The organism is Nocardiopsis changdeensis (assembly GCF_018316655.1).
GTDB lineage: Bacteria > Actinomycetota > Actinomycetes > Streptosporangiales > Streptosporangiaceae > Nocardiopsis > Nocardiopsis changdeensis.
In genome coordinates this window covers 5846588-5860450 of the sequence record NZ_CP074133.1, presented here as the reverse complement: position 1 = coordinate 5860450, position 13863 = coordinate 5846588, and the positions used below count along the sequence as shown (strand labels likewise).

General features: G+C 74.0%; 14 protein-coding genes. 6 read left to right on the top strand and 8 right to left on the bottom strand.

Features of this window, described 5'->3' with window-relative positions; genetic code table 11:
• Nucleotides 1-1326 (bottom strand): acyltransferase family protein, encoded by a 1326-nt coding sequence (locus tag KGD84_RS26400; RefSeq protein ID WP_220563055.1) that lies wholly within the window; start codon nucleotides 1324-1326, stop codon nucleotides 1-3.
• A 171-nt stretch (nucleotides 1327-1497) separates the two neighbouring features.
• Here KGD84_RS26400 and pgfA point away from each other — a divergent pair, with 171 nt between their 5' ends.
• From pgfA to KGD84_RS26380, 4 genes are all read left to right on the top strand, one after another.
• The gene (pgfA, locus tag KGD84_RS26395) at nucleotides 1498-2421 is read left to right on the top strand and encodes a cell envelope lipid trafficking protein PgfA (protein WP_220563054.1); all 924 of its coding nucleotides are present in this window, start codon (nucleotides 1498-1500) and stop codon (nucleotides 2419-2421) included.
• Between the two features lie 72 nt (nucleotides 2422-2493).
• Nucleotides 2494-3432: a decaprenyl-phosphate phosphoribosyltransferase gene (locus KGD84_RS26390; RefSeq protein ID WP_220563053.1), complete on the top strand. Its 939-nt coding sequence runs from the start codon at nucleotides 2494-2496 to the stop codon at nucleotides 3430-3432.
• A 12-nt stretch (nucleotides 3433-3444) separates the two neighbouring features.
• Nucleotides 3445-4815 (top strand): FAD-binding protein, encoded by a 1371-nt coding sequence (locus tag KGD84_RS26385; RefSeq protein WP_220563052.1) that lies wholly within the window; start codon nucleotides 3445-3447, stop codon nucleotides 4813-4815.
• A 39-nt stretch (nucleotides 4816-4854) separates the two neighbouring features.
• Complete coding sequence (locus tag KGD84_RS26380) at nucleotides 4855-5607, top strand: decaprenylphospho-beta-D-erythro-pentofuranosid-2-ulose 2-reductase (RefSeq protein ID WP_220563051.1); 753 nt, start codon at nucleotides 4855-4857, stop codon at nucleotides 5605-5607.
• On the opposite strand, the gene KGD84_RS26375 is transcribed toward KGD84_RS26380, so the two are convergent.
• Nucleotides 5604-6260 (bottom strand): TetR/AcrR family transcriptional regulator, encoded by a 657-nt coding sequence (locus tag KGD84_RS26375; protein ID WP_220563050.1) that lies wholly within the window; start codon nucleotides 6258-6260, stop codon nucleotides 5604-5606. The genes KGD84_RS26380 and KGD84_RS26375 overlap by 4 nt on opposite strands.
• A 115-nt stretch (nucleotides 6261-6375) precedes the next feature.
• Between KGD84_RS26375 and KGD84_RS26370 the strand changes: the two genes are divergently transcribed.
• A complete protein-coding gene (locus KGD84_RS26370; protein ID WP_220563049.1) occupies nucleotides 6376-7776 on the top strand; it encodes a DHA2 family efflux MFS transporter permease subunit in 1401 nt (466 codons plus the stop codon).
• Between the two features lie 15 nt (nucleotides 7777-7791).
• Entirely contained in the window at nucleotides 7792-8703 is a 912-nt protein-coding gene (locus KGD84_RS26365; protein ID WP_220563048.1) for an NADP-dependent oxidoreductase, read from the top strand.
• Nucleotides 8704-8745: 42 nt separating this feature from the next.
• Here the strand turns inward: KGD84_RS26365 and KGD84_RS26360 are convergent, their stop codons facing one another.
• The 6 genes from KGD84_RS26360 to KGD84_RS26335 all read right to left on the bottom strand — a co-directional run bounded on the left by KGD84_RS26360 (nucleotide 8746) and on the right by KGD84_RS26335 (nucleotide 13861).
• Nucleotides 8746-10125, bottom strand: a complete 1380-nt coding sequence (locus KGD84_RS26360) for an MFS transporter (RefSeq protein ID WP_220563047.1) — start codon at nucleotides 10123-10125, stop codon at nucleotides 8746-8748.
• Nucleotides 10122-11099 (bottom strand): oxygenase MpaB family protein, encoded by a 978-nt coding sequence (locus KGD84_RS26355; RefSeq protein ID WP_220563046.1) that lies wholly within the window; start codon nucleotides 11097-11099, stop codon nucleotides 10122-10124. Before KGD84_RS26355 ends, KGD84_RS26360 begins: the two co-directional genes overlap by 4 nt.
• Nucleotides 11100-11155: 56 nt before the next feature.
• Nucleotides 11156-12139, bottom strand: coding sequence for an oxygenase MpaB family protein (locus tag KGD84_RS26350; RefSeq protein ID WP_220563045.1), 984 nt, complete (start codon nucleotides 12137-12139; stop codon nucleotides 11156-11158).
• 254 nt (nucleotides 12140-12393) lie between these two features.
• A complete protein-coding gene (locus tag KGD84_RS26345) occupies nucleotides 12394-12975 on the bottom strand; it encodes a GTP-binding protein (protein WP_220563044.1) in 582 nt (193 codons plus the stop codon).
• The gene (locus KGD84_RS26340; protein ID WP_220563043.1) at nucleotides 12956-13405 is read right to left on the bottom strand and encodes a DUF742 domain-containing protein; all 450 of its coding nucleotides are present in this window, start codon (nucleotides 13403-13405) and stop codon (nucleotides 12956-12958) included. Before KGD84_RS26340 ends, KGD84_RS26345 begins: the two co-directional genes overlap by 20 nt.
• A 9-nt stretch (nucleotides 13406-13414) precedes the next feature.
• Nucleotides 13415-13861 (bottom strand): roadblock/LC7 domain-containing protein, encoded by a 447-nt coding sequence (locus tag KGD84_RS26335; RefSeq protein ID WP_220563042.1) that lies wholly within the window; start codon nucleotides 13859-13861, stop codon nucleotides 13415-13417.
• Nucleotides 13862-13863 lie beyond the last annotated feature (2 nt).

Below are 13863 nucleotides of genomic sequence, written 5' to 3'. Positions count from 1 at the left end.
TCAGGCCCGGCGCCGCTCCCGGAAGAACCGGCGCGACCAGCGCCGGGACGGCTCCTCCACCCAGCGGTAGGTGGCGGCGGCCAGCAGCACCGTCGCGAGCGTCACCGGCACCATGTCCAGCCAGAACGCGCCGGTGAAGATCTCCTGCCCGGTGAAGTCGCGCCACAGGTACAGCGCCAGGAACTGCCACAGGAACACCCCGTAGGACACCTTGGCCAGGTACTGGCAGACCCGGTGCCGCAGCAGCGCCTCCATCCACCGGCCCCCGCGCCAGGCCTCGGCCGAGCGCAGCGGGGCCGGCGGGCCCGCCGGCCGGGGCGCGAGCGCGGCGGGGGCGATGATCAGGAACGCGAAGCCGATGTCGGCCGCGGAGGAGAACGCCGAGCTCCACAGGTCGCCCGCGCCGATGAACCGGCCGCCGGTGGCGTCGGTGGCGGCCAGGGCGAAGAACCCGCCCGCCGCCGCCCAGCAGACCCCCGGGGCGGAGGCGACGGTGCGGCAGAAGCGCCGCACCGGGCCGTCGGGGCCGGACTCGCGCCAGGCCCACTCCGACAGCACGGCCAGCGCCATGCCGGCGGCGAACATGCCCAGCGTGCGCGGCAGCCAGGCGTGCATGTAGTGGCGCGGCTCGGGCAGGAACTGCGGCAGCAGCGCCGCGAACCCCAGCACCGCCATGACCCCCAGGCCCCACAGCAGGCGGCGGCCCCGGGCGTCGGGGGTCCGGCCGCGCCGGGCCCACAGCGACAGCAGCAGGGCGAACACCGGCAGCAGCAGGTAGAAGCTCACCTCGACGGACAGGCTCCACATCTGCCCCAGGCCGTAGGGGCCGGTACCCACCCACGAGGGGTCGGTGTTGAAGGGGAAGGTGAGGGTCATGGCCTCCAGCCAGTACCGCGGCGAGTCCAGGTGCTCGCGCGAGTACAGCAGCAGCGCGGCCAGGGCCACCACCCAGTAGGCGGGGAACACGCGCACGACCCGCCGCCACAGGTAGGTGCGGGAGGAGGGGGAGGGCGTCCCGTCCAGGACGGCCCGCGCCCAGGGCCGGTACAGCAGCACCCCGGACAGCGTGAAGAACAGCGGCACCGCGAGGTCGAACGCCGACAGCACACCGCCCAGGACGCCGGGGGCCAGCGAGTCGCCGGTCTCGGTGGCGACGTGGAAGACCAGGACCATGAGGGCGGCCACGGCGCGGATGCCGTCGAGAGTCTCGTGGCGGCCGTCGACCTGCGGCAGGAGCCGGGCGGGGTCGGGGACCGCGGAGGAGGTGCGCGCGCCGCCGGAGGGGGTGCCGGTGGGGTCCTCGGGCGCGGAGGGAATGGGCGCCATGGGGCCTTCCAGGACGGGGAGGAGTCGGAACACGGTCCACTAGAACGTGTTATAAAAATTCAGACACGCCCTGGTGACGTCGTTCACTACTGGGCAGTACTCTACCCGGAACTGAAGCTAGTTCCACTGAAGCCCGTTACAGATCCAGACTCACATCGCCCAGGAGGGCAAATGCGCCGTGCCATAGCGGTCGTTCTCATCGGGTTTGGAGTCTTCTTCCTCGCCGTTGCACCCCTCATGCGCACGTGGGTGTCCAGCTCCCTGATGAAGACCCCCCTGACCTACTACGTCGAGTACACCAACGTCGCCGAGGGGGCGACCTACTTCAACATCGAGGAGGTCGAGCTCGTCGAGAACGCCACGCTGGAGGCCAGCGTCACCATCCGGGCCGACGTGGCCTCCAGCACCGACGAGATCGTGGTCTGGGACCAGTTCACCTGGCTGCGGGACGCCGACACCGACTTCGGCATCACCTCCACCAGCCGCCGCGCCGGCCACGACCGGGTCACCGGCGAGGCCGTCGACTGCTGCGACGCGATGGTCAACGAGGAGACCACCGTCCAGAGCGGCCAGGCGTGGAAGTTCCCCTTCTTCACCGAGCAGCGCGACTACGACTTCTTCGAGACCACCGTCAAGGAGCCGGTCCCGATGGAGTTCCAGGCCGTCGAGGAGATCGAGGGCGTCGAGGTCTACCGCTTCGAGCAGGTCGTCGACGGCGAGGTCATCGGCGAGCGCACCCTGCCGCGCTCGGTCGCCGGGCTGGAGGGCGAGGGCGACGTGACCGGCGACGAGGTCTTCTCCATCACCCGCACCTACTGGATCGACCCGGTCACCGGCTCCCCGATCAAGGTCAGCGAGCACCAGAACCGCGTCGTCGTCGTGGACGGCGAGGAGGTCCTGACCCTGCTCGACGCCGAGCTGGTCTTCGACGACGCCTCCGTCCGCACCGCCCTGGAGAACTCCGAGCAGGGCCGCACCATGCTGCCGCTGATCCACACCACGATCCCGCTCGCCGCCCTCATCGTCGGCGTCGGCTTCATCGGGATCGGAGTCGTCCTGCACCTCACCGGCCGATCCCGTGCCCACCACAACTGAAGGACCCGTCGGACCCCGTCCCCGCCGCGACCGGCGGGGCGGGTCCGTCCGAGCGGCCGGGAGGGTGAGCGGATGACGTCGGTGGTGCCGGGGACCGGGACCGGGGGGACCCCGTCCGGTGACCGCCGTCTGCGCGACACCCTGCCCTTCGCCCTGCTGCGGGCCTGCCGCCCGCGCCAGTGGCTGAAGAACCTGCTGGTCCTGGCCGCCCCGGCGGCGGCCGGGGCGCTCTCCGAACCGCGCGCCCTGCTGCTGTGCGCGGCGGTCTTCGCGCTGTTCTCCGCGGCGGCGAGCGGCACCTACCTGCTCAACGACGTCCGCGACGTCGAGCGCGACCGCGCCCACGCGCGCAAGCGCCACCGCCCCATCGCCGCCGGGCTGGTCCCGGTGCCTCTGGCGGTGGCCGCGGGGATCGCCCTGTGCGCCCTGGCCCCGGCGGCCTCCCTCGCCCTGGGCGAGCCGCTGCTCACCGGCGTCCTCGCCGGGTACGTCCTGCTCACCCTCGCCTACACGCGCTACCTCAAGGACATCGCGATCTGCGACCTGGTCGCGGTCGCCGCCTGCCACGTGCTGCGCGCCGTCGCCGGGGGCGTCGCCGTCGGCGTCCCGCTGACCTCCTGGTTCGTCATCGTGGTGTCGCTGGCGGCACTGCTGGTCGTGGTCGGCAAGCGCGAGGCCGAGCTGCGCGCCCTGCACAAGGGGGACGCGGGCGGACCGGTCCGGGCCACCCTGCGCGCCTACACCCCCACGTACCTGTCCCAGACCCGCACCATGGCGTCGGCGGCGATGATCGTCACCTACTGCCTGTGGGCGCTGGAGCAGGACGGCGGCGCGCAGAACCTGTTCCACGTGGGCAGTATCGTTCCCTTCATCATGTTCGTCCTGCGCTACAACCTGCTGGTGGACCGGGGCGTGGGCGAGGAGCCGGAGGAGATCGCCCTGCGCGACCGCCCCCTCCAGGTCGTCCTCGTCTCCCTCGCCCTCCTGGTGGGGCTGGGCATCTACCTCTAAGGGGGACCCTCCGTGGCCTCGCAGCCGGAACGCCCCGTGCTCCTCACCGGGTGGGGCCGCACCGCGCCGACCGCCGCCCGCGTCGTGCGCCCCCGCTCCGCCGCGCAGGTCGCGCGGGCCCTGGCCGAGGCGGGGCCGCGCGGAGTGCTCGCCCGCGGCCTGGGGCGCTCCTACGGCGACGCCGCCCAGGCGGCCGGCGGCACCGTCCTGGACTGCACCGAACTGACCGGCCCCATCCGGCTGGACGCCGACCGCGGCGAGGTCACCGTCCCGGCCGGGGTGTCCTTCGAACGGCTCATCGCCCACCTGCTCGAACGCGGGTACTTCGTGCCGGTCACCCCCGGGACGCGGCAGGTCACCGTGGGCGGGGCGATCGCCGCCGACGTGCACGGCAAGAACCACCACGCCGACTCCTCCCTGGGCGCGCACGTGCGCTCCCTGACCCTGGCCGCGCCCACCGGGGAGACGCTGACCCTCACCCCCGACGGCGGGGACGCCGAGCTGTTCCGGGCGACGCTGGGCGGGATGGGGCTGACCGGGGTCGTCACCGAGGCGACCCTGGCCGTGCTGCCGGTGGAGACCTCCTACATGCGGGTGGACACCGACCGCACCGACTCCCTGGACGCCACCCTGGACCTGATGTCGCGCACCGACGCCGACTACCGGTACACGGTGTGCTGGGTGGACCTGCTCGCCAAGGGGAGCGCGATGGGGCGCGGGGTGCTGACCCGCGCCGACCACGCCGGCCCGCGCGACCTGCCGCCCGCCCTGCGCCGCGACCCGCTGCGCCACCGCGCGGGCAGCCCGCTGGCCGCCCCGCCGTGGGCGCCGCCGGGGCTGCTCAACTCCTGGACGGTGGGCGCGTTCAACGCCGTGTACCGGGGCGCTGCGCCCCGGCGCAGGCGCGGGGAGGCCCAGCCGATCGCCGGGTTCTTCCACCCGCTGGACGCCGTCCGCGGCTGGAACCGGCTGTACGGGCCGCACGGGCTGGTGCAGTACCAGTTCGTGGTGCCGTTCGGGGCCGAGGACACCCTGGTCCGGATCATGGAGGGGCTGTCCCGGGCGGGGGCGCCGTCGTTCCTCACCGTGCTCAAGAGGCTGGGCGAGGGCACCGGCGGCCACCTGTCGTTCCCCCGGCCCGGGTGGACGCTGGCCGTGGACCTGCCCGCCGGGCTGCCGGGCCTGGGCCGCATGCTGCGCCGCTTCGACGAGCTCCTGCTGGCCGCGGACGGCCGCCTCTACCTGGCCAAGGACGGCCGGGCCGACGCGGAGACGGTCCACGCCATGTACCCCGACCTGCCCGCCTGGCGCAAGGTCCGGGAGCGGGTCGACCCCGACGGGGTGCTCGTCTCCGACCTGGCCCGCCGCCTGCGGCTGCTCTGAAACATCCGCGTTCGTCACCCGGAAGGACATCCAAGGCACATGCGCGACTCGGTGGGAACGGTGCGGACCGTACTGCTGCTCGGCGGCCGCAGCGAGATCGGCCTGGCCATCGTCGAACGTCTGGTGCGCGAGGGCGCCCGCGAGGTGGTGCTGGCCGCCCGCGGCGGCGTCGCCGAGCCCCCGGCCGCCCTGGCCGCCCTGGGCGCGAAGGTCCACTCGCTGGAGTTCGACGCGACCGCCCCCGACACCCACACCGCCACGGTCGACGGGGCGGTGGCCCTGGTGGGCGACCTCGACGTGGTCGTGGACGCGTTCGGCGTGCTCGGCACCCAGGCCGACTACGAGGCCGACCCGGCGGCCGCGGCGCGCGCGGCGGCGGTCAACTACACCGGGCACGTCTCCGCCGGGCTGGCGGTCGCCGCCCGCCTGCGCGAGCAGGGCCACGGGGCGCTGGTGGTGCTGTCGTCGGTGGCCGGGGTGCGGGTGCGCAGGTTCAACTTCGTGTACGGGTCGGCCAAGGCGGGCCTGGACGGGTTCGCCCAGGGGCTGGCCGACTCCCTGCACGGCAGCGGGGCGCGGGTGCTGGTGGTGCGCCCCGGCTACGTGCCCACCCGGATGTCGGCGCACGTGGACCCGGCGCCGTTCCCGGCCACCCCCGCCCAGGTCGCCGAGGCCGTGTCGGCGGGGCTGCGCTCGGGGGCGACCACGGTGTGGGCGCCGCGCGTGCTCGCCCCGGTCTTCGCGGGCATGCGGCTGATGCCGCGCCCGATCTGGCGCCGCCTGGGCCGCTAGGACCGGCCGGGGCCGTAGATGCGCAGGAACGCGGTGACGCCGGAGCGGACCAGGGCCCGGCGCTCGGCCTCCTCCAGGGGGGCCGCGTTGAAGAACGACCGGTTGGTCGCCGGGGTCTGCACCAGCGCCACGTAGTGCTCGGCGGCCGTCTCCTCCCCTCCGCCGGGGATGTCGAGCAGGCCCCGGTCGGCCATCGTGCGCAGCCGCGCGGCCAGGCCCCGGCGGACCGGCCCGGGGCCGGTGTCCAGCCACACCCGGACGGCGTCGGGGAAGTGCAGCGCCTCGGCGATGAGCAGCCGCACCAGCGCCCCGTGGTCGGGGCGGTGCAGCCCGGGGGAGGCCCACGCGTCGCCGAAGGCGACCAGGGCCTCCTCGGCGTCCGCGGGGTCGGCCAGGTGGCGGGCGGCCGTCGCGGCGAAGTCCTCGGCGACCGCGGCGCTGCTCTGCTCGACGATCGCGGAGAACAGGCCCTCCTTGTCGCCGAAGTGGTTGTAGACGGTGCGCTTGGAGACTGCGGCGCCGGCCGCGATCGCGTCCATGCTCGCGCGGGTGTAGCCCTCGCGCAGGAACACCCGCCGGGCCGCGTCGAGGATGGCCGCGTGCTTGGCGGGACGGCCGCAGGTCGGCGGGGGAGCGGGGCGCTGGGCGGTCATCGGGTGGGTCCGTTCGGGTCGGGTCGCGGCGGGCTCTCCAGCAGCGTATTCCCCGATCCGGCGGTCGGATACGGCACGGCGACAAATCTACACTGCACGGTGTAGTTTACTTTTCATGTCCGAGAAAGCCCCCCGCACGCGGGGCCGGGAACGCCTCGACGCACCCCTGGTCCGGCTCACCGCCGTCCTCCTGGCCGGAGCCTTCGCCGCCCTGGCCGACAGCACCGTCGTCACCGTCGCGGTCGACGACCTCTCCGACGCCTTCGACGCACCCGTGTCCCGGGTGCAGTGGGTCGTCACCGCCAACCTCCTGGCCATGACCGCCGCGATCCCCGTCGTCGGCTGGGCCCTGGACCGGTTCGGCCCCCGCACGGCCTGGATCGGCGCGCTCACCCTGTTCGGGGCCGGTGCCGCCCTGTCCTGCGCGGCCTGGTCCCTGGAGTCCCTCATCGTGACGCGGGCCCTCACCGGGTTCGGCGGCGGCATGGTCCTGCCGCTCACCATGGCGATCCTCGCCCGGGCCGCCGGACCCGGGCGCGTGGGCCGGGCCATGGCCCTGATCAGCGTGCCCGGCCAGCTCGCCCCCGTGCTCGGCCCGGTCGCCGGGGGAGCGGTCCTGGAGTCCCTGGGCCACCGCTGGGTGTTCGCCCTGGTCCTGCCCCTGGTCGCGGTCGCCGTCCTGTTCGCCGTGCGCGGGATCCCCCGGGGTGGATCCGACCGCTCCGAACGCCTCGACCCCCCGGGCCTGGCCCTGCTCTCCCTCGGCCTGGTCGCCCTGCTGCACGGGCTGTCCTCCCTGACGTCCTGGGCCGGCCCCCTGTGGGCCGGGCTCGGCGCCCTGCTGCTCTCCGGCTTCGCGCTGCGCGCCCTGCGGCCCCGCGAGGGAGCGCCGCCGCCCGCCCTGGACCTGCGGCTGTTCGCCCACGCGCCGTTCCGGAACGGGGCCGCGCTCATGTTCGTCTTCGGGCTGTGCATCTGGGGCGGCATGTTCCTGCTGCCGCTCTTCCACCAGCGCGTCTCCGGGGCCGACCCCCTGGACGCCGGACTGCTGCTGGCCCCCATGGGCGCCGGGGTGGCCCTGGCCGTCCTCTGCGTCGGCGGCCCCGCCGACCGGCTCGCCCCCCGCCACCTCGTGGTCGCGGGGCTGGCCGTGGCGGCCCTGGCCACGGTCCCCTTCGCGCTCGCCACCGCCGACACCCCGCAGTGGTGGCTCGGCGCCGCCCTCTTCGTCCGCGGCGCAGGCCTGGGCACCGCCTCGGTGCCCCTGCTCGCCGCCGCCTACCGGGGGCTGGAAGCCGACCGGATCCCGCACGCCACCGTCGCCCTCAACGTGCTGCAACGGGTCGGCGCGGCGGCCGGGACCGCCGGGCTCGCCCTGGTCCTGACGGGCGGCGCGGCCTCCGCCGACCCGGTCCCCGCCTTCCAGGCGGCCTTCTGGTGGATGGCCGCCCTGACCGCCGCCGCCCTGCTCCCCGCACTCCTGCTGCCCGCCACCCGTCCCGACCGGGACGCCTGAACCCACGGAGGCACCGTGCACGCCGTCGCCATCACCCGCTTCGGGGACCCCGAGGTCCTGACCCCCGTCGACCTGCCCCTGCCCGAGCCCGGCCCCGGACAGGTCCGCGTCCGCGTGGCCGCCGTCGGCACGCTGCCCCTCGACGCGCGGATCCGCCGGGGCGAGCTCCCCTGGCGCGACCGGATCGACCTGCCGCTGGTCCCCGGGAACCAGTTCGCCGGAACCGTGGACGCCCTCGGCGAGGGGACCGCGGGACCAGCAGCCGGGACCCCGGTCCTGGGCTTCTCCACCTTCGGCGCCTACGCCGAACACATCGTCGTCGGCGCCGACCAGGTCGTCCCCCGGCCGGACGCCCTGCCGGAGGCCGAGGCGGCGGCCCTGCCCGCCCGGGGGCAGGGGGCGGTCATGGTCCTGGAAGCGCTCGGGGTGGGCCCCGGCGACACCCTGTTCGTCAACTCCGCCGCCGGCGGCCTGGGCTCGGCGATCGTGCGGCTGGCCCTGCTCCGGGGCGCGGACCGGGTGATCGGCGCGGCCTCCGAGCGCCACCACGGCCACCTGCGCGCACTGGGCGCGGTCCCGGTCACCTACGGGGACACCATGGTCGAGCAGGTCCGGGCCGTCGCGCCGGACGGGGTCGACGCCGGGTACGACGCCCGCGACGACGCCTCGCTGCGGCAGGTCCTGGAGATCGTCGGCGCGCCGGAGAGGGTGCTGAGCATGGTCTCCCCGGACGCCCCGGCCCGGTTCGGCACGGCGGCCGTCGACGGGGTCCGCTCGGCCGAGCGGCTGGCCTCGGTGGTCGGCCTGTACGAGCGCGGCGAGTACGCGGTGGAGCTGCGCGAGGTCCTGCCTCTGGCCGAGGCCGCCCGCGCGCACCGGATCCTCGACTCCGGTCACGGGCGCGGGGCGGTCGTCCTCACGCCCTGAGGGGGACACGGGCGGGGCCCGCGCTCCGGCGGGCCCCGCGGATCATTCCGGCGCTCCGGCGGCCGGGGCGGTGTCGGCCTCGGTGAGGCGGTAGAACGCCAGCGGCACCAGGCACAGCAGCATCACCGCGGCCGGGACCAGGGTGCTGCCGATCAGCATGCCCCGCAGCGCCTCGTCGCTCTGCCGGACGACCTCGCCCGCGCCCGACTCCACGTAGCCGCTCAGGGCCAGCGACAGCGACAGCAGGCCGGTGCCCACCGACTGGGCCAGCGCCTCGCCCGCCGTCCACACGCCCGACAGCACGCCGCCCTGGCGGCGGCCGTCGTCGGTGGCGGCCAGGCAGTCGGCCAGCATCGACCACGGCAGCAGCATCGTCCCCGACAGGCCGATGCCCACCAGCACCGAGGAGGCGACCGCGACCGGCACGCCCCCCAGCGGGATGCACAGCAGCCCCAGAGCGCCCGCGGAGAACACCGCGGCCGCGTAGGCGGCGGCCCGGCGCTTGTCCACCCGCACGGAGACCCGCCGCCACAGCGGAGCGGCGGCCATCAGCGGGACCAGCACGCACACCATGAGGATGCTCGTGTAGGCGGGCTCGCCCATGACGTTCGCGGTCACGTACGGCACGCCCGCCACCATCGTGCCGCTGGCCACGGACATCAGCAGCTGGGCGGGGAACAGCACCCGGAAGTGCCGGTGCGTCAGCGCCGTCCGCAGCTGGGCGGCCATGCCCTCGGTGCGGTGCGGGAACACGGTGCGCGGCGCCCGGCGGGTGCCGACCACCGTGCCCAGCATGGACACCAGCAGCACGACGCCCATCAGCGCGCCCATGAGCCGGTACCCGGCCACCTCGTCGGCGGGCGCGTTCTGGACGACGGGGGCCAGCGCCCCGCCGAGCATCAGGGCCAGGCCCACGAACACGGTCCGCCACGCGGTGAACGTCGACCGCTCGTGGTAGTCCGAGGTGATCTCCCCGGGCATCGCCGCGTGCGGCACCTGGAAGGCCGACGACGCCAGCGCCGCGGCGACGAACACCGCCGCCACGTACACCGCCGCTCCGTTCCCCTGGAGCGGCGGGCCGGCGAACATCGCGGCGAACAGCAGCGGCAGGGTCAGCGCGCCGGCCAGCATCCACGGCCGCCGCGGTCCCCAGGAGGAGCGGGTCCGGTCCGACCAGACCCCGATGTAGGGGCTGACCGCCAGGTCCACCAGCTTGGGCAGCAGCACCACCAGGCCGGCCACCGCCGGGCTCACCGCGAGCGTGTCGGTGAGGTAGATGAGCAGCAGCAGGCCGGGCACCGTGTTGAAGACGCCGGTGGCCACCGCGCCGCTGCCGTACCAGGCGTGCACCGAGCGGGGCAGGGGGCCCGCCGCCGGGGGCGCGGCGGTCCCGGCGGCCGTGGGCTCGGAGGTGGCGGTCACGCGCGCCCGTCCGCTGCGGCCTCGGCGGTCACGGGGGCCTCGGCGGCCTCGGCGGAGGCGCCGTCCTTCTTCCCGTACAGCTCCTCGTGCGCGACCGGGTCCACGTCGTGGGCGACCGGGCAGCCCGCCGGGAACGTGCCGATCCTGTTGACGTCGTAGCCGCCGGGGTAGCTGCGGATGTTCGGGTTCTGGTCGGCCCAGAACGGCTCCTCGCGCGGCTTCATCCGGCGCACGACCTTGGCGCGGATCTTCAGCGCGATGTCCGCCGACCTGCGCCAGGCCTTGGACGGCGGCTCGTAGCGGAACGTCTCGATCAGCGACTCGTCCAGGATCGCCATGGAGAACCGGCGGGCCAGCCCGGCCACCCGCGGCGGGTAGAAGGTCACCATGAGGTCGAGGGTGGCGTCGGAGACCCTGCGACCGCCCTCGGTGTAGGCGAAGTGCTCCTTCTCGTAGGCGTCGAGCAGGTCCCGGAACCCCTCGTAGGTCTCCGGGATCTCCTTGATGCCCATGTACCTGCCGAGCCTGCGGTAGTAGTGGACGATCGCCGAGACCTCGTGGTCGGACAGCCGGCGCCAGCCGTACCCGTACTCGTTGAGCCAGCGCACCGGCATGACGACGAACGTGCTGAGCACGTAGCGGTAGTCGTCGTTGGAGATGTCGTAGGACCGGTGCATCTGGTTCATCCGCCGCAGGGCGTCGCGGCCCTGGCCGGGCTCGAACCCGTACCGCATCATGCTGTTGAGGATGAGCGCGGTGTCGTCGTAGCGCTTCTGGGTCTTGCCGGTGAACTCGTCCGTCCCGCCCAGCAGCTCCCCGATGCTCGGCACCGCGTAGGTCCGGTACAGGGCGATGCCCAGGGCCCGGCCCATGTCCCACGGGAACTCGTGGGCGTTGAGGATCTGCATGATCCGCACGCAGTCGGCCTCGGCGTCCAGGCGGTGGATCTCGTCGCGGAAATCGAAACGCTTCATCAGCGGCTCCTTCGGGGTTAGGGGAGAGGCGGGGGGCGCGTGCGGGATCGGCGGGATCAGTCGGTACCGGTGGCCTCGGGGGTCTCGGCGGGCGTCGCCCCCTCGGGGGCCAGGGCCTGGCCGTCCGCGGGGACCCGTGCGCCGGTGGCGGGCACCTCCACGGTGGCCATGCCGTGGGGCACGGGGCAGCCCTGGGGGAAGGTGCCGATGCGCGAGGGGTCGTAGCCGCCGGGGTAGCCGCGGACGTTCGGGCTCTGCCGGGCCCAGCGCGGCTCGGTGCGCGGCGGCATGAACCGGACCGCCCTCGCTCGCAGGCGCAGCGCGCCCGCGGCCAGGGAGCGCCAGGCGGCGGACGGCTCGGGGTAGCGGAACGCGGTGATGAGGCGGTCGTCCAGCAGCGCCTTGGTGAAGGGGCGCACCAGCGGGCGCTGCCAGGCCGGGTAGAAGTCCACCATCAGCCCGAGGGTGGCGTCGGAGACGGCCCGGCCGCCCTCGGTGTAGGCGAAGTGCTCCTTCTCGTAGGAGTCGAACAGCTCGTGGAACTCCGCGTAGGTCCCGGGGATGTCCTTGATCCCCATGTGCCTGCCGAGCCTGCGGTAGTAGTTGGTGCTCGCGGCGATCTCGTGGTCGGACAGCCGGCGCCAGCCGTACCCGTAGTCGTTGAGCCAGCGCACCGGCATGACGACGAAGGTGCTCAGGACGTAGCGGTAGTCGTCGTTGGAGATGTCGTAGGACCGGTGCATCTGGTTCATCCGCCGCAGGGCGTCGCGTCCCCGCCCCGGGCCGAACCCGTGCTCCATGATGTCGTTGAGGATGAGCGCGGTGTCGTCGTAGCGGTGCTGGGTGCGCTCGGTGAACTCCTGTGTGTGCGCCAGCAGCTCCCCGACGCTCGGCACCGCGTAGGTCCGGTACAGGGCCAGGCCGAGCGCCTGCTCGATGTCCCACGGGAACTCGTGCGTCGCCAGGATGCGCACGATCTCCTCGCAGTCTGCCTCGGCGTCCAGGGCGTGGATCCGGTCGCGCCACTCGAACCGCTTCATGGGGGAGTCAACTCCAGTCACCTCTGCGGGCCCGCCCGTGACGGGTCCATGGTCGGCGGGGCGGGGCACATCCGTGACGTGCCACGGAGCGCACTTTACCCGGAATGTCCTTTTGTACAAGGACTCCGGGCCCAGTGGCCACTCCGCCGAACCCTAACCGTGTCCGGTTCGTAACCCCCCGTACGGGCCCGCGCAACACGCGGGGCGGGCGGGTCCGCGACCCGCCCGCCCCGAGAAGAGCGGTGCGCCCCGGCTCAGGCGGCCATGCGCTCGGCGACCCGGGTGACCAGGGTGAGCAGGACCTGCTTGGCCGAGGAGCGCACGCGCGCGTCGCACAGGACCACCGGGATCGCCGGGTCCAGGGTCAGCGCCGCCCGCACCTCCTCCGCCTCGTACTGGTGCGCGCCGTCGAAGCAGTTCACCGCGACGACGAACGGCACCCCCCGCCGCTCGAAGAAGTCCACCGCGGCGAAGCAGGTCTCCAGGCGGCGCGTGTCGGCGATGACGATGGCGCCCAGGGCGCCCTCCGACAGCTCCTCCCACATGAACCAGAAGCGCTCCTGGCCGGGCGTGCCGAACAGGTACAGCACCAGGCTGGGGCTGATGGTGATGCGGCCGAAGTCCAGCGCCACCGTCGTGGTCGTCTTGGACTCCACGCCCGACAGGTCGTCCACGCCGTAGCTGGCCTCGGTCATCACCTCCTCGGTGCTGAGCGGGGCGATCTCGCTCACCGAGCCCACCAGGGTGGTCTTGCCGGCCCCGAAGCCGCCCGCGACCAGGATCTTCAGTGCGGACGGAACGATGTCCCGGGAGAGGTCAGAGTCGCTGGATGCCATCGAGAACCGCCTGGAGTACGTCCCGGCTGACCGGGCTCTTCGCTGTGTAGGGGGCGCGGGCCAGGGCGAGCCCGCGGTTGAGGAGGTCGCTGAGCAGGACCTTCACGACGGCCACCGGGATGTCCAGGTGGGCCGACAGCTCGGCGACCGACAGGGGGCGGCGGCACAGCTCCAGGATCCGGATCTGCTCGGGCTCCAGGGCCATCTCGTCGACCTCGGCCCGCTTGGCCGCGATGACCACGCTGATCATGTCCAGCTTGACCGTGTCGGCGTGGTCGCGCCCCTGGGCGATCACGTACGGACGGACCAGCGGCCCGGCCTCCGGGCCGTCCGGTCCGCCCGGCTCCGCGTCCCCGTACCCGCCGACCGCGTCGCGGTGCGGCGGGCCGTGGGGATCCGTGCCCGGATCGAATGCGTCGTGCGCTTGCATGGCCGCCCCCTATCGCGTGGCTTCTCCGGTCGCTCCCTCATGGCGGGGTGCCGCGTCGAGGTAGCGGCCCACCTGCTCGACCAGGACGTTCATCTCGTAGGCGATGAGGCCCACGTCGGCGCTCTCCTCGGCCAGGACCGCCAGGCAGGCGCCCCGGCCCGCGCCGGTGACGAAGAGGTAGGCGCGCTCCATCTCGACCACGGTCTGGAGCACATCGCCGCCGTCGAAGTGCCGGCCCGTGCCCCGGGCCAGGCTCTGGAAGGCGGAGGCGACCGCCGACAGGTGCTCGGCGTCCTCCTTGGCCAGCTCGCGCGAGCGGCCGATCAGCAGGCCGTCCGCGGAGAGGACGATGGCGTGCCGGGAGCCCACCGCGCGCTCGAGCAACTCGTCCAGCAGCCAGTCGATGTCCTTCTTGCCCGAGCCTTCGCGCTCGATGCGTTCGGGAGTACTCGTCACTG

Excerpts from the sequence above, each read along its gene's own strand:
- KGD84_RS26370 (WP_220563049.1), top strand. The coding sequence starts at position 6,376 with ATGTCCGAGAAAGCCCCCCGCACGCGGGGCCGGGAACGCCTCGACGCA.
- pgfA (WP_220563054.1), top strand. The coding sequence starts at position 1,498 with ATGCGCCGTGCCATAGCGGTCGTTCTCATCGGGTTTGGAGTCTTCTTC.
- KGD84_RS26380 (WP_220563051.1), top strand. The coding sequence starts at position 4,855 with ATGCGCGACTCGGTGGGAACGGTGCGGACCGTACTGCTGCTCGGCGGC.
- KGD84_RS26400 (WP_220563055.1), bottom strand. The coding sequence starts at position 1,326 with ATGGCGCCCATTCCCTCCGCGCCCGAGGACCCCACCGGCACCCCCTCC.
- KGD84_RS26375 (WP_220563050.1), bottom strand. The coding sequence starts at position 6,260 with ATGACCGCCCAGCGCCCCGCTCCCCCGCCGACCTGCGGCCGTCCCGCC.
- KGD84_RS26355 (WP_220563046.1), bottom strand. The coding sequence starts at position 11,099 with ATGAAGCGTTTCGATTTCCGCGACGAGATCCACCGCCTGGACGCCGAG.
- KGD84_RS26390 (WP_220563053.1), top strand. The coding sequence starts at position 2,494 with ATGACGTCGGTGGTGCCGGGGACCGGGACCGGGGGGACCCCGTCCGGT.
- KGD84_RS26345 (WP_220563044.1), bottom strand. The coding sequence starts at position 12,975 with ATGGCATCCAGCGACTCTGACCTCTCCCGGGACATCGTTCCGTCCGCA.
- KGD84_RS26340 (WP_220563043.1), bottom strand. The coding sequence starts at position 13,405 with ATGCAAGCGCACGACGCATTCGATCCGGGCACGGATCCCCACGGCCCG.
- KGD84_RS26350 (WP_220563045.1), bottom strand. The coding sequence starts at position 12,139 with ATGAAGCGGTTCGAGTGGCGCGACCGGATCCACGCCCTGGACGCCGAG.